16 protein-coding genes are annotated in these 15,596 nt (G+C 68.7%); 12 read left to right on the top strand and 4 right to left on the bottom strand.

Annotation, left to right across the window (positions count from 1 at the left end; all coding sequences use genetic code 11):
* Positions 1-24: 24 nt before the first annotated feature.
* On the top strand, positions 25-984 hold the full coding sequence (locus ACFTSF_RS22260) for a DUF4037 domain-containing protein (RefSeq protein WP_380155609.1): 960 nt from the start codon (positions 25-27) through the stop codon (positions 982-984).
* Here ACFTSF_RS22260 and ACFTSF_RS22255 read toward each other — a convergent pair.
* Entirely contained in the window at positions 981-1,832 is an 852-nt protein-coding gene (locus ACFTSF_RS22255; RefSeq protein WP_380155608.1) for a LysR family transcriptional regulator, read from the bottom strand. The genes ACFTSF_RS22260 and ACFTSF_RS22255 overlap by 4 nt on opposite strands.
* 68 nt (positions 1,833-1,900) lie before the next feature.
* On the opposite strand from ACFTSF_RS22255, the gene ACFTSF_RS22250 reads away from it, so the two are divergent.
* From ACFTSF_RS22250 to ACFTSF_RS22205, 10 genes are all read left to right on the top strand, one after another.
* Positions 1,901-3,004 carry a DMT family transporter gene (locus tag ACFTSF_RS22250; protein ID WP_380155607.1) on the top strand — a complete coding sequence of 368 codons (1,104 nt, stop codon included), beginning with the start codon at positions 1,901-1,903 and terminating at the stop codon, positions 3,002-3,004.
* 69 nt (positions 3,005-3,073) lie between these two features.
* The gene (locus ACFTSF_RS22245; protein WP_380155606.1) at positions 3,074-3,445 is read left to right on the top strand and encodes a hypothetical protein; all 372 of its coding nucleotides are present in this window, start codon (positions 3,074-3,076) and stop codon (positions 3,443-3,445) included.
* A gap of 89 nt (positions 3,446-3,534) precedes the next feature.
* Positions 3,535-3,906 carry a hypothetical protein gene (locus tag ACFTSF_RS22240; protein WP_380155605.1) on the top strand — a complete coding sequence of 124 codons (372 nt, stop codon included), beginning with the start codon at positions 3,535-3,537 and terminating at the stop codon, positions 3,904-3,906.
* An 83-nt stretch (positions 3,907-3,989) separates the two neighbouring features.
* Complete coding sequence (mihF, locus tag ACFTSF_RS22235) at positions 3,990-4,304, top strand: integration host factor, actinobacterial type (RefSeq protein ID WP_171678710.1); 315 nt, start codon at positions 3,990-3,992, stop codon at positions 4,302-4,304.
* A gap of 65 nt (positions 4,305-4,369) precedes the next feature.
* Entirely contained in the window at positions 4,370-4,981 is a 612-nt protein-coding gene (gene gmk / locus ACFTSF_RS22230) for a guanylate kinase (protein WP_380155763.1), read from the top strand.
* 2 nt (positions 4,982-4,983) lie between these two features.
* Positions 4,984-5,286: a DNA-directed RNA polymerase subunit omega gene (rpoZ, locus tag ACFTSF_RS22225; RefSeq protein WP_132166639.1), complete on the top strand. Its 303-nt coding sequence runs from the start codon at positions 4,984-4,986 to the stop codon at positions 5,284-5,286.
* 129 nt (positions 5,287-5,415) lie between these two features.
* A complete protein-coding gene (coaBC, locus tag ACFTSF_RS22220; protein ID WP_380155604.1) occupies positions 5,416-6,687 on the top strand; it encodes a bifunctional phosphopantothenoylcysteine decarboxylase/phosphopantothenate--cysteine ligase CoaBC in 1,272 nt (423 codons plus the stop codon).
* 39 nt (positions 6,688-6,726) lie between these two features.
* Positions 6,727-7,827 carry a winged helix DNA-binding domain-containing protein gene (locus ACFTSF_RS22215; protein WP_380155603.1) on the top strand — a complete coding sequence of 367 codons (1,101 nt, stop codon included), beginning with the start codon at positions 6,727-6,729 and terminating at the stop codon, positions 7,825-7,827.
* Positions 7,828-8,014: 187 nt separating this feature from the next.
* On the top strand, positions 8,015-9,208 hold the full coding sequence (gene metK, locus ACFTSF_RS22210) for a methionine adenosyltransferase (protein WP_344146187.1): 1,194 nt from the start codon (positions 8,015-8,017) through the stop codon (positions 9,206-9,208).
* A 215-nt stretch (positions 9,209-9,423) separates the two neighbouring features.
* Entirely contained in the window at positions 9,424-11,451 is a 2,028-nt protein-coding gene (locus ACFTSF_RS22205) for a primosomal protein N' (RefSeq protein ID WP_380155602.1), read from the top strand.
* Here ACFTSF_RS22205 and ACFTSF_RS22200 read toward each other — a convergent pair.
* Entirely contained in the window at positions 11,448-11,945 is a 498-nt protein-coding gene (locus ACFTSF_RS22200; protein ID WP_380155601.1) for a GyrI-like domain-containing protein, read from the bottom strand. The two genes, ACFTSF_RS22205 and ACFTSF_RS22200, sit on opposite strands and share 4 nt — an antisense overlap.
* A gap of 72 nt (positions 11,946-12,017) precedes the next feature.
* The gene (locus tag ACFTSF_RS22195) at positions 12,018-13,007 is read right to left on the bottom strand and encodes a winged helix-turn-helix domain-containing protein (protein WP_344146181.1); all 990 of its coding nucleotides are present in this window, start codon (positions 13,005-13,007) and stop codon (positions 12,018-12,020) included.
* Positions 13,008-13,099: 92 nt separating this feature from the next.
* Between ACFTSF_RS22195 and ACFTSF_RS22190 the strand changes: the two genes are divergently transcribed.
* Positions 13,100-14,314 (top strand): MDR family MFS transporter, encoded by a 1,215-nt coding sequence (locus tag ACFTSF_RS22190; protein ID WP_380155600.1) that lies wholly within the window; start codon positions 13,100-13,102, stop codon positions 14,312-14,314.
* Here ACFTSF_RS22190 and ACFTSF_RS22185 read toward each other — a convergent pair.
* Positions 14,247-15,569: an MFS transporter gene (locus ACFTSF_RS22185; protein ID WP_380155599.1), complete on the bottom strand. Its 1,323-nt coding sequence runs from the start codon at positions 15,567-15,569 to the stop codon at positions 14,247-14,249. The two genes, ACFTSF_RS22190 and ACFTSF_RS22185, sit on opposite strands and share 68 nt — an antisense overlap.
* Positions 15,570-15,596: the final 27 nt, after the last annotated feature.

Here is a 15,596-nt window from a genome sequence, read left to right as displayed (position 1 = left end):
TGCCGGTATGCGATCTTCGTCGGCATGGGGATTTCGGGGATCGAATTGTGCCGGCGGTTCTACGCCGGGGTGGTGGGTCCGCAGCTGACCGTTCCGCACAGTGCGGCGCTGATCGGGCGGGGTTCGGAGGTGCTCGGGTTCGACGACGCGATGTCGGCGGATCACAACTGCGAGGCCCGGGTTGTGCTGTTCGTCGAGGATGCCTCGTGGACGCCGCCCGAGGTGCCGGGGGAGTTTCTCGGGCGGGCGACACTGCTCGAGGTGCAGACGCTGAGCGGATTCTTCACCGAGCAACTCGGGTTCGATCCGTCGGCCGGGCTGCGGGTCGAGGACTGGTTCACCCTGCCGGAGCAGTCGTTGCGGATGCTCACGGCCGGGGAGGTCTTCCACGACGACCTCGGTTTGCAGGCCGTGCGGGATCGGTTGGCGTATTACCCCGATGACGTCTGGCGTTATTTGCTGATTTCGGCCTGGTGGCGCGTTCATCCCGAGCTGAATCTGGCCGGCCGCGCCGGTTATGTCGGTGACGAACTCGGATCGGCATTGATCGGCGCACAGCTCGTCGAGGATCTGATGCGGCTGTGTTTCCTGATGGAGCGGCAGTACGCGCCGTACTCGAAATGGTTCGGTACGGCGTTCGCCCGGCTCACCTGCGGTCCCGAACTGGAACCGATCCTGCACACCGTCCTCCGCGCCGACGGCTGGCAAGACCGCGAGAAGGCACTGATGGCCGCCTACGAGGCGGTCGCCGGTGTGCACAACCGGCTCGGCATCACCGCACCGGTCGAGCTCGGCATCGAGCAGATGTGGGGCCGCCCGTTCAAAGTCGTCTGGGGCGACTTCCCCGGCGCCCTCTCCGCCGCGATCACCGACCCAACCGTCCGCGCCATCGCCGACCGCTGGCCCGTCGGCGGCATCGACCGCCTCCGCACCGTCCTCTGGAAACCCGCCGACCGCCGTACGATCGCGACCTTCTTCTCTTAGGTCGAGTAGAGGGCGGTGAGGAGGTCTACTGCGGCTTGGGTGGCGGGGTGTGGGTCGTGGCGGTGCCAGATGAGGTGGACGTCGACCGGGGGAGCGTCGCGGAGGCGGCGGTAGGTGATGCCGTCGCGTCGGTACTGCGTGGTGGTCGCCTGCGCGGTGACGCCGACGCAGCGGCCGGACGCGATGGCGGTGAGCCAGTCGTCCACATCCTGGTTGAACTCGATCCGCGGCCTAGCGTCCGCCGGCCACAGGTCGATCGTCGTGCTGCCGGTACGGCGATCAATGCTCAGCACGCGGTCCCGCAGCTCCGCGAGGGTGACCGTGCGCTTGCGAACCAGCGGGTCGTCGGCGGGCAGAGCGGCGTACCGGTCCTCCTGCGCGATCGTGATGTGCGCGAACCGCCGCAGATCAAGCTGCGTCCGGACCACTGCGAGATCGCACAACCCCTCAGCCAGCCCACCAGTCGTCGTGTTCGTGCGCACGAGTTGCAGTTCGATGCCGGGATGCTCCGCGGCCCACCGCCGCTGGAACTCAGCCGTGTGCCGCCCCAACGCCGACCACGCATGCCCCAACCGCAACCGCGTATGCCCACTGGTCGCCTCCCGCACCAGCTCCTCGACATCAGTCAGCACCTGCCGGGCCCGCGCCAACACCCGAACCCCCGCACTAGTCGGCGTCACCGACCGACTAGTCCGGTGCAACAGCCGCACTCCCAGCCGCCCCTCCAACGCCAGCACGTTCCGAGACACCGCCGCCTGGCTGACCCCCAGCTCGATCCCCGCATCAGTAAACGTCCCCGTCTCCGCCACAGCCACCAAACACCGCAACTGCCGAAGCTCCACATCCATAACCCCAGCGTATAGATCACCGCAGCGATGCATTTTGCCCAGCCACCCACCAAGCGCACGCTGCCCCCATGAGCACCCCGCCCGCTCCCACCCCCACCGCTGCCTCGGCGCTGGGCGCCTCCGCCGCCATCCACCCATGCGCCCCAGGCCCGGGTGCCCTAGGCGACGCCCGCCTGCCCGCCCCGGCGCTGGGCTCGGCCGCCGGCGCCCCGGGTGCCCCAGCCGCCGATGCGGGGCTGGCGATCGCACCCTCTCCCCGCGACAACCACACCGGCGATCGGAGGTTGGGTGGGGTACTTCTCATGGTGGCCAGCGGACTCTCCAGTCAGGTCGGTGCGTCGGTGGCTGCGCAGGCGTTTCCGGTCATCGGACCGGTTGGTGTGGTGGCTGTCAGGCAGTGGATGGCGGCGGTGGTGCTGTTCGCCATCGGGCGACCACGCCTCCACAAACTGACCGCACGACAGTGGCGTCCGGTGCTGGGACTAGCCCTCGTCTTCGCAGTGATGAACGTTTCGCTCTACACAGCAATCGACCGCGTAGGACTCGGCCTAGCCGTCACACTCGAGTTCCTCGGCCCACTAGCGGTCGCACTACTCGGCTCGCGACGGTTGATCGACCTCATCTGCGCGCTCGCCGCAGCACCCGCCGTACTGGTTCTGACACGTCCACAAGCGACCACCGACTACTTCGGTGTAGCGGCCGGGCTACTCGCCGCAGCCTGCTGGGCGTCCTACATCCTCCTCAACCGCACAGTCGGCCGCGAACTGCCAGGAGCGACCGGAGCAGCAGCCGCCGCGACAGTCTCCGGAATCGCCTACATCCCGGTCGGAATCGTCGTACTGCATCACCACCCGCCGACCACCGCGGCCATCGCCTACGCGTTAACCGCCGGCGTCCTGTCCTCGGCCGTCCCGTTCCTGCTCGACCTGCTCGCATTGCGCCGAGTACCCGCCCAGTTCTTCGGGGTGTTCATGAGCATCAACCCGGTGCTCGCGGCGCTCGTCGGGTACGTCGTCCTGCGGCAGCACCTCGCCGTACCGGACTGGGTCGCCATCGGCGTCATCGTCGCCGCGAACTGTGTCGCCGTCGAGGCAGGCCGACGCGCCACATCACGGACCGGTTCCAGTCGCGGGGTGCGAGGTTCTTCACGGCGTGCCGGACAGACCAGATGACCCTGTGGTTCGGGAGGGTGTCGGTGACGGGGAACGATGGGTTGCCCGCGGTGGAAGGTAAGGATTGCGATGCGGAAGCTGGGAGCCCTGGCGGCGGCGGTGACGATGAGTGCTGTCGCCCTGACGGCCTGTTCGGGTGGCGACTACTGCGGCGAGCTGAAGGCCTACGCGACGTCGGCGAAGAACCTCGACGCCAAGAACACCGAGCAGGTCGGCAAGGCGCTCAAGGACGCCGAGAAGGTGTCGAAGTCGGCGCCGTCGGAGCTGAAGGACGACTGGGCGACGCTGATCTCGTACGCCAAGAAGGCGCAGGACGCCAAGGGCGACACCACCAAGCTCGCCGAGCTCGGCAAGTCCGAGGGCGCGAAGATGGGCGAGGCCTCCGGCGCGATCGCCAAGCACGCCAAGGACACCTGCAAGATCGACCTCGAGAACCCGTGATCGAGTGGCCGGCCCGCCGCCTCGCGGCGGGCCCGGTCTCGGAAAGTATCCGTTTCGGATCGTTTGATGACGGCCGGTAGCGTACTGACATGCGAACCATCGCCGCAGCCGTGACGCTGCTCGCAACGACCGGCCTGCTGACCTCGTGCACCGAGGAGCAGGCCTACTGCGTGGATCTGGCCGGCTACGCCGCCAACGCCACCGGGGTCGACCCGACGAAGCCCGCCGAGTACGTGAAGATCCTGGACGACGCGAAGAAACTCCAGGAGTCCGCGCCGGCCGCCGTGAAGGACGACTGGGCGGTTGTCGTGAAGTTCGCCGAGCAGGCGCAGAAGGCGGGTTCGGACCGCGTCGAGCTGGCCCGGCTGAGCAAGGAGACCGGCACCGTGCTGACGGCGTACAAGGCGATCACCACGCACGCGAAGGACGCCTGCAAGGTCGACGTCCCGGCGCTGAACTGAGGGCTTGCCCCGACAGGGTCCTGCGGGTGGCCGGAGCCGTGTTAGGTTCCCTTGCGAAGCCATACAACGGGACAGGTGAAACGGTGCCACTTCCTTCTTTGACCCCGGAGCAGCGAGCGGCGGCTCTGGACAAGGCCGCGGCGGCGCGGCGCGAGCGAGCCGAGATCAAGAACCGGATCCGGCACTCGGGAGCGTCTCCGACGGAGGTGCTCCACGAGGGGCAGACCAACGACGTGATCGGCAAGATGCGGGTCAGCGCCCTGCTGCAGTGCATCCCCGGCGTGGGCAAGGTGCGCGCCCAGCAGATCATGGAGCGGGCCGGAATCTCCGAGACGCGGCGGGTCCGCGGCCTCGGGTCCAACCAGATCGCCGCGCTGATGCGCGAATTCGCCGAGTGAGCCGCACCGAAACCCTGGCCGGCTCGTTGGACACTGGTGTGACGATGACCACGCACCCCGAGAACATGAGCCACGATCCAGAGACTCCGGTCCCCGATGCCGGTGGCCCGGCGCGGCTGACCGTGCTGGCCGGACCGACCGCGGTCGGCAAGGGCACGGTCGCGGCCGATATCCGCGAGCGGTTCCCCGACATCTGGATCTCGGTCTCGGCGACCACGCGCAAGCCGCGGCCGACCGAGGTGCACGGCGTGCACTACTTGTTCGTCTCCGACGCGGAGTTCGACCGGATGATCGCGGCCGGTGAGCTGCTGGAGTGGGCGGTCGTGCACAAGGCCGCGCGGTACGGGACGCCCAAGCAGCCGGTGCTGGACAAGCTGGCCGAGGGCCGCCCGGCGCTGCTGGAGATCGACCTGCAGGGTGCCCGGCAGGTGCGCGAGACGATGCCGGAGGCACATTTCGTGTTCCTGGCCCCGCCGTCGTGGGACGAGCTGGTACGGCGCCTCGTCGGCCGCGGGACCGAAACGGCCGAGGAGCGCGAGCGCCGGCTGGAGACCGCGACCCTCGAACTGGCCGCCGAGAAGGAGTTCGACGTGACGATCGTGAACGCCTCGGTTCGGGAGGCGGCCGATCAGTTGGTAAAGTTGATCCGATCACCCCATATCTCTGGAAAGAGCTGAACTTGTCTGGCAACCAGCCTGTCGCCATCGGTATCACCTCTCCGCCGATCGACGACCTGCTCACCCACACTGATTCCAAGTACAAGCTCGTCCTGTACTCGGCCAAGCGTGCGCGGCAGATCAACGCCTACTACTCCCAGCTCGGCGAGGGCCTGCTGGAGTACGTCGGTCCGCTGGTCGAGACCCACGTCCAGGAGAAGCCGCTCTCGATCGCGATGCGCGAGATCAACGAGGGCGTCCTGACCTGCACGGACATCGACCCCGAGGCCGAGGCGGAAGCCGCGGCCGCGGAGAAGACCGCCTAACTACCCCGCGATGACCACCGGTGATCGGCGCCTCAGGGTGTCCGTGTCCGGTTCCACCCCCGGCGAGGCAACCGCCCCGGGGGTTTCGGGCGTTCCCGACCCGACCTCGACCACGGCTCGGAGGCTCCCGTGAGCTCTGCTTCCCCCTCATCACAGTCGCCTGCGACCAAGCCTCGGCCGAATGTCGTTCTCGGCGTGGGTGGCGGCATCGCGGCGTACAAGGTTTGTGATCTGCTGCGGCGGCTGACCGAGTCCGGCCACAGCGTGCGGGTGGTGCCGACCGCGGCGGCGCTGGAGTTCGTCGGTGCCGCGACCTGGGCGGCGTTGTCCGGTCAGGCCGTCACTTCGGATCCGTTCGACAACGTGCAGGAAGTGCCGCATGTGCGGATCGGCAAGGCGGCCGAGCTGGTCGTCGTCGCGCCCGCCACGGCCAACCTGATCGCCAAGGCCGCGCACGGCCTGGCCGACGACCTGCTCACCAACACGCTGCTGACGGCCCGCTGCCCGATCCTGTTCGCGGCCGCCATGCACACCGAGATGTGGGAACACCCCGCGACCCAGGCCAACGTGGCGACCCTGCGTTCGCGCGGGATCACCGTGCTGGAGCCTGCCGTCGGCCGGCTGACCGGCACCGACACCGGCCGCGGACGCTTGCCCGAACCCTCGGAGATCTTCGCGATCAGCCAGCTGATGCTCGCCGACGAGGCGGCTCGCGCGGCCGGCCAGTCGGTCGCCGACCTGACCGGCAAGCATGTCCTGGTCAGCGCAGGCGGCACGCGCGAGCACCTCGACCCGGTCCGCTACCTCGGCAACTCCTCGTCGGGTAAGCAGGGCTACGCACTGGCCCGGATCGCGGCCGCCCGCGGCGCCAAGGTCACCCTGGTCGCGGCGAACTCCGAGCTCCCCGACCCAGCCGGCGTACAGGTCGTCCCGGTCACCAGCACCCGCGACCTGTACGACGAGATCACCGGCCGTGCCGCGGATGCGGACGCGATCGTGATGGCGGCCGCCCCGGCTGACTTCCGGCCGGCCGATGTCGCCGAGCACAAGATCAAGAAGACCGCCGACGGTTCGGTCCCGGCGGTCAATCTCGTGCAGAACCCGGACATTCTGCAGACCGTTTCGCACGACCGCCGCCGTACCGGTCAGGTGATCGTCGGCTTCGCCGCCGAGACCGGGGACGCGGAGCACTCGGTGCTCGACCTCGGCCGGGCCAAGCTCGAGCGCAAGGGCTGCGACCTGCTGGTCGTGAACGACGTGTCCGGCGGCAAGGTGTTCGGCAGCGACAACAACGAGGCCGTCATCCTGGATCGCTCGGGGAGCGCTCTCCCGGTTCCGTCCGGTAGCAAGGACGCCCTGGCCGGCGTGATCTGGAACCTGGTCGCCGCCCACTGGGAGTGAGGACAGTTCCTGACCGCTACTCCACCTAGGGTCGTGGTCATGGAGATCTCTTGGCAGGCGGTCGTGGCACGGCGGATGCGCCGGCATTACCTGACCGAACCCGCGGTGAGCCCGGTCGACGCCGTACGGGCGATGTGTGGAGCGCATGCTCAGGTCCTCACCGCGGGGGAGACGTCCGTGGCGCTGCGGGTCGAGGGCGCGACCCGCGAGACGGTCCAGAACGACGAAGGCCTGGTGAAGACCTTCGGCCCGCGCGGAACCGTGCATCTGCTCCCGCTCGAGGATCTGCCGATGTGGACGGGAGCGCTCTCCGCGTTGCTCGGAGGTCCGCCGCCGCCCGAGGCCATGCGGATGACGGCTGATCAGAAGGCCGAGGTGATCGCGGCCATCGGGGAAGCGCTCTCTGACGCGGAGCTCACCGTCGACGAACTCTCGGACGAGGTGGTCCGCCGTACCGGTCCCTGGGCAGGCGACCTGGTGATGCCCGCGTTCCAGACCTGGTGGCCGCGCTGGCGGCAGGTCATTCCCGACGCGGCCAACGCGGGCGTGCTCTGTTATGGCGCGAACCGCGGCCGAGTCACGACGTACACGACTCCGCAGCGGCGGGGAGCTTTCGCGCCGATGGATCCGGAGAGAGCGCTCCCCGCGTTGCTCCACAGCTACCTGTACGCGTACGGACCCGCGACCCCGCAGCAGTTCGCGCGCTGGATCAAGTCCACGGTCACCGTCGTCAGGCCGTACTTCGAGGGTCTCCCGGAGACCGAGTTCGGCTTCGTGGCGCCGGGCGACGAGGAGTTCACCGACGAGCCGGTGGAGGGCGTGCACCTGCTGCCGTACTTCGATGCGTACGGCGTCGGCTGCTTCCCGCGTGAGCTCGTGTTCCCGGGGAAGGCGCTCGAGCGCGCCACGAACCGTGGTCAGGCCGGTAACTACCCGTTGTTGCTGATCGACGGTTCCGTGGCCGGGGTCTGGCACCAGAAGAAGAGCGGCCGCAACCTTCAGGTGACCGTCGAGCCGCTGGTCCGGCTGAACCGCCGGCAGCAGGCCGCACTGGCCGCCGCGGTGGACCGTGTGGCGACAATTCAAAGCACTAAGGGTACCCTAACAGTGGGCGAGATCACGGTAGGTCCGCACGCCTGAGGATCAGGTAACTGTCTAGAATCTGGACAACGATCCCGGGATCCGGACGGAATCGGTGCGTCCCCGGGACTCTGCCCGGAAACGCTGGCATACTCGCCGAAGATGCATCGTCAACCGCCGGTGCATGGGGGGATCGCGTGGTCGTGGGGTCGATCACGCGGCACAAAGAGGAATCCGAGGGAGAATTGTGGGCAGGCGCCTTTTCACGTCCGAGTCCGTGACCGAGGGTCACCCGGACAAGATCGCTGACCAGATCAGCGATTCCATTCTCGACGCGCTGCTGACGGCGGACCCGAAGAGCCGCGTGGCGGTCGAGACGCTCGTCACGACCGGCCTGGTCGTGGTGGCCGGTGAGGTCACCACCTCGGCGTACGTCGACATTCCCGGGATCGTGCGCAAGCGCATCCTGGAGATCGGGTACGACTCGTCGCTGAAGGGGTTCGACGGCGCGTCCTGTGGGGTGTCGATCGCGATCGGCAGCCAGTCGGCCGATATCGCGCAGGGCGTCGACACGGCGTACGAGACGCGTTCGGACGCGTCGAAGGACGAGCTGGACCTGCAGGGGGCAGGCGACCAGGGGCTCATGTTCGGCTACGCGTCCAACGAGACGCCGGAGCTGATGCCGCTGCCGATCACGATCGCGCACCGGCTGTCGGCGCGGCTGTCCGAGGTCCGCAAGGACGGCACGCTGGCCTACCTGCGCCCGGACGGCAAGACCCAGGTCACGGTCGAGTACGACGGTGACAAGGCGGTCCGGATCGACACCGTGGTCGTGTCCAGCCAGCACGCGGCGGACATCAACCTCGAGTCGATGCTGGCGCCGGACATCAAGAAGCACGTCGTCGACCCGGTGCTGGAACAGTTCGACATCGACTCGGCCGACTACAAGCTGCTGGTCAACCCGACCGGCCGCTTCGAGATCGGCGGCCCGATGGGCGACGCCGGCCTGACCGGCCGCAAGATCATCATCGACACGTACGGCGGCATGGCGCGGCACGGTGGTGGCGCGTTCTCCGGCAAGGACCCGTCGAAGGTGGACCGGTCCGCGGCGTACGCGATGCGCTGGGTGGCGAAGAACATCGTCGCCGCCGGCCTGGCCGACCGTGTCGAGTGCCAGGTCGCCTACGCGATCGGCAAGGCCGCCCCGGTCGGTTTCTACGTCGACACGTTCGGGACCGAGAAGATCCCGGTCGCCCAGATCGCCGACGCCGTCGCCGAGGTCTTCGACCTCCGCCCGGCCGCGATCATCCGCGACCTCGACCTGCTCCGCCCGATCTACACCCAGACCGCCGCCAACGGCCACTTCGGCCGCACCGGCGCGGACTTCACCTGGGAGCGCACCGACCGCGTCGAGGCGCTGAAGGCCGCAGTCAACAAGTAAGCACGGCGTACTCCCGGCCCGGCTGCCCCTCGGCGGCCGGGCCGTCGCCTTGTCCTGCGGACCTACAAGCCATCACAAATGGCCGCCGTCGCCGGCTCCCCGTGTGCGGCTCTTCGTGGACTGCAGTTGTGATGGCCCCTGGGTCCGCGGCGCGTTATCCACAGGCTGCGGGCCGCCTGCGACGAAGTGTCGGCCGGGGCGACTAACCTTTCCCGGTGACATCGGATCCGCCGGAGCAACTGACGCTGCTGCGGGACACTGTGCGCAAATCCCGGACCAAGGAGCCGGCCGGGATCACGTCCTCGTTGCCGGTGGCCCGGATCGCGGTCGATGTCTCGTTGCCGCACCTGGACCGGCCGTTCGACTACCTCGTCCCCGACGACCTGGCGGATGCCGCGCAGCCGGGTGCCCGGGTGAAGGTGCGGTTCGCCGGCAAGGACCTGGACGGGTTCGTGCTTGAGCGGCTGGCCGAGTCCGATCACGACGGCAAACTCGCCCGGATCCGCAAGGTCGTGTCGCCCGAGCAGGTGCTGACGCCGGAGATCGCCGACCTGTGTCGCGCGGTCGCCGACCGGTACGCGGGGGTCCTGCCCGACGTCACCCGCCTGGCCGTCCCACCTCGCCACGCCAAGGTCGAGGCCGAGCCGTTGCGCTGCGACCAGCCGCCGCCTCCGCCGCTCTCCACCTCGCGATCGGCCTGGTCGCCGTACCCGCCGGGGTTCCTTGACGCGATCGCCCGTTCGGAGACGCCGCGTGCGATCTGGACCGCCGTACCGGGTGCCGATTGGCCGCTCGCCTTCGCCCAGGCGGCCGCGGTGTGTTCGGCGGCGGGCCGCGGTACGTTGCTGCTGGCCCCGGACGCACGTGACCTCAAACGACTCGAAGACGCTTGTACGGCGGTGCTCGGCGACTCCGGCTTCGTCACCTTGTCGGCCGACCTCGGCCCGACCGCGCGGTACCGAGCGTTCCTCGCGGCACTGCGTGGCAACGCGCGCGTAGTCATCGGCACCCGCGCAGCCGCATTCGCCCCGGTCGCGAACCTCGGTCTCGTGGCTATGTGGGACGACGGCGACGACTCGTACGCCGAAGCGCGCGCGCCGTACCCGCATGCCCGTGAAGTCCTGCTGCTGCGCGCGTTCAAGCAAAACTGTGCCGCGCTGCTCGGCGGGTTCGCACGGTCGGCCGAGGCGGCCGCGGTGATCGAGTCAGGCTTCGCGGGCGAGCTCATCGCCGACCGAACGGCGATCCGCGCAGCCGCGCCTTCGGTGCACATCACCGGCGAATCGGACACCGACCTGGCCCGCGACCCGGCCGCGCGCGCGGCTCGACTACCGCACCGCGCTTTCGAGATCGCCCGCGAGGGGCTGCTTTCGGGACCGGTCCTGGTTCAGAATCCGCGGGCCGGCTACCTGCCGAGCCTGGTCTGCCAGACCTGCCGGGCGCCATCGCGGTGCGCAACCTGCTCAGGGACCTTGCGGCTGATGGGTCGATCCGGACCGGCGAGCTGCAGCATCTGTGGCCGGCCGGCCGCCGACCACCGCTGCCCCGAATGTGGTGACCCGAGGATGCGCGCCGCCGTCGTGGGAGCACGCCGTACGGCGGAGGAGTTGGGGCGGGCGTTTCCCGGCATCGTCGTGCGGACCTCGGGCGGCGAGCACATGCTCGATCGCGTGTCCGACCAACCGGCGCTGATCGTGACCACACCGGGCTCGGAACCAGTCGCCGACGGTGGCTACACCGCGGCCCTCCTGCTCGACACCTGGCTGATGCTCTCGCGCCCCGACCTTCGGGCTCCCGAAGAAGCCGTCCGCCGCTGGCTCAACGCGGCCGCCCTCGTTCGCCCGGCGCGCGACGGCGGCATGGTCATCCTCGTCGGCGACCCATCGGCCCTTCCCCTGCAGGCGGTTGTGCGCTGGAGCCCGGAGGGATGGGCGACTCGCGAAGTGGAAGAACGCCGTACCGCCCGCCTCGCCCCCGCTGCCAAACTCGCCGAATTGACCGGCCCTTCCGCCGCAGTCGCCGACCTGATCGAACGACTCCGCGCTCTCCTCCCACCCGAGGCCGGCCTCGAAGTCCTGGGCCCGGTCGATGTCGACGACGAAACCGTCAAAGCCGTTGTCCGCACCCCGCGAGCCGCAGGCACCCAACTGGTCCGCGCTCTCAAAGAAGCCCAAGCGGCGCGAACCACCAAGAAGAACCCCGGCTCGGTCCGCATCCAGGTGGACCCACCCGGCTTCGGCTAGTTCTCAGTGATGGCGAAGTTGAGCTCGACCACCCATTTCGTCTTTCGCGGTTCAGTCCGTGGATCGGTGCGGAACGCCTCGTACCGACACGCGAACAGGTCGCCCTCGGCGACATCGTGCCGATCGAAGGCGATGCCTTGCTCGGCGGCCCAGTCGATGAGGGCCCGGTTCGCGCGGAGCGAATGGTTGCGGTAGGTCAGCGTCGCATAGCGACCAGCCGGCAGTACGGCGGGCCGCACGCGCTCATCCCCGTCCGTCGGGCCCGGCGTGACCACGCCGACCTCCAGGTCCATCGGGCCGCTCATGTCGATCACATGCAGCCGGAGGAAGAACAGTCCGGTGTCATCGATGCCCCGGGCACGCAGCCAGGTGTCGAGCTCATCGATCAACTCGTTCCGGACGCTCAACATGCCGCGGAACGGCGTGATCACGCGGATGCCGAGATAGTCCTGCTGCGGCCGCTCGACGATGCGGGGCGGTTCGAGTAACTCCATCCTGGCCTCCTCGGTCTGAGCGCAACCAGTATCAGGTCTGCCCCTGGGGCAACCTCAACCGACAGCGGCTCGTCAGGCGGTGTTGGCCAGGGGAGTGGAGGCGGTCAGCAGTTGCGTGCCCAGGCTGGTGCGGTGGTAGAGGACTGCTCGGCCGTCGCGGCGGGAGTCGACCAGGCCGGCGTTGCGGAGGATGCTCAGGTGGACGCTGAGCGTGGGGGCGGAGACACCTAGCTGGTGGGCCAGGTGGGTGGTCGACATCGGCAGGTCCAGGTGGCTGACGATGGCGGCCCGGGTGCGGCCGACCAGGTCGGCCAGCGGGGAGTCGGTGGTGTCCTGGCGGTCCTCCCACAGGCGGCCGAGGCCGCGGGGTGGGTAGGTGATGGTCGGAACGTGCGGTGCGCCGGTGACCGGCAGCGCGGCCGGCCAGGTGAAGACGCACGGGACCAGCAGCACGCCCTGCCCGGTCTGCGGTTCGCCGTGACAGCAGAACGGCCGGTCGATCTCGATCAGGCCGCCGTGGAACCGCACCGACGGGTGCAGGTTGCGGAACAGCCGCTCGATCCCACCGCTCGCCAGCTCGTCCAGCCGATACGCGAGGTCTTCCTGCAGCAGGGAGCGCATCCGTCGCCAATCCGGTTCGATCGCGCGCCGGAAGTACGACGAGATCGCGGCCGTGATCTCCGAGAGCGCTCTCTGCGGATCCGCGATCAGCGCCGGTACCAGCGGATCCGGGTTCTCGTCGTACAGCTTCTGGAGCTCGCGTACCACCAGGTCGGGTGGCGTCCCGGCGATCGCGGCCAGTCCGGACTCGAGGCTGGTCGAGCGGCGCGGGGGTGCCGGCGTGATGAAGTCCGGGATGTAGCCGACCGGCGGAATGAGTGCCCTGAGCAACGTCAGGTCCGGGCCCTCGATGGTCGGCCGGACCTTCTGCAGCCACGGTCCGTGCACACTGCGTGCCGTGTTGTTGCTCAACGCCCGGACACTGGTGACCGCCTCCCAGATCGGGGAGAGCGCGAACCGGATCCGGCCGACGTCACCCGCATTCAGCCTGAGTGTGATCACCCAGCCATCGTAAAATCGGTTGGGTCCACCGCAGAGGATTAGTTCTGAGGCTAATCGTCGACAGTGACCCTCGAAGTTCGGACAGTTGTCTCATGAGTGCAGCCCCGATCACCGAACCCAGCGCGTCCCGAACCCTGCCGCGGGCGTTCTGGGCACTCTGGGTCTGCCAGCTGGTCAACCGGCTCGGCAGTTTCGTCCAACCGTTCCTCGTCCTCTACCTCACCCAGGACCGGCACCTGTCCGCCGGTACGGCGGGTGCCGTGGCGGCCGCGGTCGGCGCCGGCAGCGTGGTGTCGCAGTTCGTCGGCGGCTGGCTGTCGGACCGAGTCGGTCGCCGCGCGACGATGCTGATCTGTTTCTTCGGGACCGCGGTGGCGCTGGTCCTGCTGGGTTCGGCCCGGTCGATGCCGATGATCTGGGCGACCGCGTTCGCGGTCGGGCTGCTCGGCGATCTGTTCCGGGCGGCGGTCTCGGCGACGGTGGCCGATCTCCTGGAACCGGGAGAGCGCGTTCGCGCGTACGGGCTGCTGTTCTGGGCGATCAACCTCGGGTTCTCGGTCTCGACCGTGAGCGCAGGTGTGCTGGCGTCGCTCGGCTACGGACTGCTGTTCTGGCTGAACGCGGGGACCTCGGTGGTCGCGGGCATCGTGATCTGGACGATGGTGCCGGAGACCCGGCCGAAGCTCGAGGAAGGTACGAGCCGCCGGCCACTGCTGCCGGTCGTGCTGCGGGACCGGATCTTCATCGGGATGGTGCTGATCCAGATCGGGTACGCGACCATCTATTTCCAGGGTTACTCGACGTTGCCGCTGGCAATGGCTCGCGACGGTCTGCCGTCGTCGCTCTACGGGACGGTGATCGGGCTGAACGGGGTCGTGATCGTGATCCTGCAACCACTGCTGGTGAAGCGGCTGGCGACCTTCGACCGGCCGAAGCTGGTGGGAGTGTCGATGCTGATCGTCGGACTCGGGTTCGGGCTCGGCGCGGTCGTGCACAACTGGTGGGGTTACGCATTGTCGGTGGTGGTGTGGTCGATCGGGGAGATCGGTTTCGCCGCGGTGATCGGGGCGGTCTTCGCCGATATCGCCCCGACCGACCTGCGCGGCGGCTACATGGGGATCTTCGGGATGTCGTTCGGGTTCGGCTCGGTGATCGGACCGCTGGCCGGGCCTAACGCGCTCCAGCATCTCGGTCCGACGATGACCTGGATCGGCGTCGCCCTGCTCGGCGTGGTCATCTTCATCGCGCAGTACGCGCTCTCTCCCGCGATCCACGCTCGGACTGCCGAGAACGCGGCGACCGCATGAGGTGAGCGGTTGCGACCGTGACGACGATGACCGCGGTCGCGACCAGGAACGCCCGCTGCGGGGTCGCCGGGTGGTGCAGAAAAATCGTGCCCAGTACGGCGACGCCCAGCGTGCCGCCGAACTGCTGAACCGCGTTCAGCAGGCCCGCTGCCGATCCGGTCTCCTGCGGTTGCACACGATGGAGCGCCTCGGTGAAGAACGCTGTCGTGAACAGCCCGACGCCGGCGCCGCAGATTCCTAACCCGGGTGCGATCCAGAGCCGCGTTGCGAGCAAACCGATCAGCAGTACGGCGAGGCCGACGTACATGAGGCGTGAGCCGAAGCGCTGGATCAGCCACTGTCCGGCGCACCAGGACGCGATCCCGGAGACCGCCGACCAGGGGAGTAGTACGAGACTTGCGCGCATGACGCTGTGGTGCAGCGTGAGCTGCTGATGCAGGACGACGACCAGCGTCAGGCCGCTCATCACCGCGAAGAACAACGCCGACGTCCCGAGCGCCGCCCCGAAGCCGCTTCTCCTGAACAGACTCAGCTCGAGCAACCGGCTTCCGCTGCGGCGCTGCTGCAGGACGCAACCGCCGAGAACGGCAATCCCGAGCGGCAACAGGATCCAGTCCTGCGACTGCAGGATCGGGAACACCAGGAGAGCGCTCCCTGTGATCAGCAAGGCCGTTCCGGCCAGATCGAGCGACGGCCGTTCCGGAGAACGCGACTCGGGCAGCAGCCGCGCGAGCACGAGCACGGCGATCCCGAGCGGCACGTTCACCAGAAACACGACCCGCCACGAGGTCGCCTCGGTGATGACTCCGCCGAGGAGCGGTCCCGAGATCCCGGCCAGTCCCATCACAGGCCCAATGAGCCCGAGTGCCTTCGGCAGCTCCGGACCCGAGAACGACGATCGGATCAGCCCGATCGTCTGCGGGATGATCGCCGCCGCGGTCAGGCCTTGGACGGCCCGAGCACCGATCAGTACGCCGGACTGGGTCGCCAGCGCACACGCGGTCGACGCGAGCACGAAGCCGACGACCCCGAGCCGGAACAGCCGCCGCCGTCCGTAGATGTCGCCCAGCCGCCCACCGGTGATCAGCAGCGCCGCGAACGGCAAGGTGTACGCCGCGCTGAACCACTGGATGTCGGCCGTCCGCCCGCCAAGGTCGGTGTGGATCACCGGAGCGGCGACCTGGACGATCGTGGCGTCGAGCAGATTCATCGCTTCGGCCACCAGTAGGGCGACCAGTCCCACCCATTTCCGCATTGCTGCCTCCCAGATGTCGGTAGCAGC

It is taken from the genome of Kribbella sp. NPDC056951, assembly GCF_042674205.1.
Lineage (GTDB): Bacteria > Actinomycetota > Actinomycetes > Propionibacteriales > Kribbellaceae > Kribbella > Kribbella yunnanensis.
Note: the sequence above shows the minus strand (reverse complement) of the source record. Positions and strands in the feature narration are given on the sequence as shown.

What these genes read in the sequence shown, in the direction of transcription:
- ACFTSF_RS22260 (WP_380155609.1), top strand. Translation starts at nt 25, where the DNA reads ATGGGGATTTCGGGGATCGAATTGTGCCGGCGGTTCTACGCCGGGGTG.
- ACFTSF_RS22255 (WP_380155608.1), bottom strand. Translation starts at nt 1,832, where the DNA reads ATGGATGTGGAGCTTCGGCAGTTGCGGTGTTTGGTGGCTGTGGCGGAG.
- ACFTSF_RS22250 (WP_380155607.1), top strand. Translation starts at nt 1,901, where the DNA reads ATGAGCACCCCGCCCGCTCCCACCCCCACCGCTGCCTCGGCGCTGGGC.
- ACFTSF_RS22245 (WP_380155606.1), top strand. Translation starts at nt 3,074, where the DNA reads ATGCGGAAGCTGGGAGCCCTGGCGGCGGCGGTGACGATGAGTGCTGTC.
- ACFTSF_RS22240 (WP_380155605.1), top strand. Translation starts at nt 3,535, where the DNA reads ATGCGAACCATCGCCGCAGCCGTGACGCTGCTCGCAACGACCGGCCTG.
- gmk (WP_380155763.1), top strand. Translation starts at nt 4,370, where the DNA reads ATGAGCCACGATCCAGAGACTCCGGTCCCCGATGCCGGTGGCCCGGCG.
- ACFTSF_RS22215 (WP_380155603.1), top strand. Translation starts at nt 6,727, where the DNA reads ATGGAGATCTCTTGGCAGGCGGTCGTGGCACGGCGGATGCGCCGGCAT.
- ACFTSF_RS22200 (WP_380155601.1), bottom strand. Translation starts at nt 11,945, where the DNA reads ATGGAGTTACTCGAACCGCCCCGCATCGTCGAGCGGCCGCAGCAGGAC.
- ACFTSF_RS22190 (WP_380155600.1), top strand. Translation starts at nt 13,100, where the DNA reads ATGAGTGCAGCCCCGATCACCGAACCCAGCGCGTCCCGAACCCTGCCG.
- ACFTSF_RS22185 (WP_380155599.1), bottom strand. Translation starts at nt 15,569, where the DNA reads ATGCGGAAATGGGTGGGACTGGTCGCCCTACTGGTGGCCGAAGCGATG.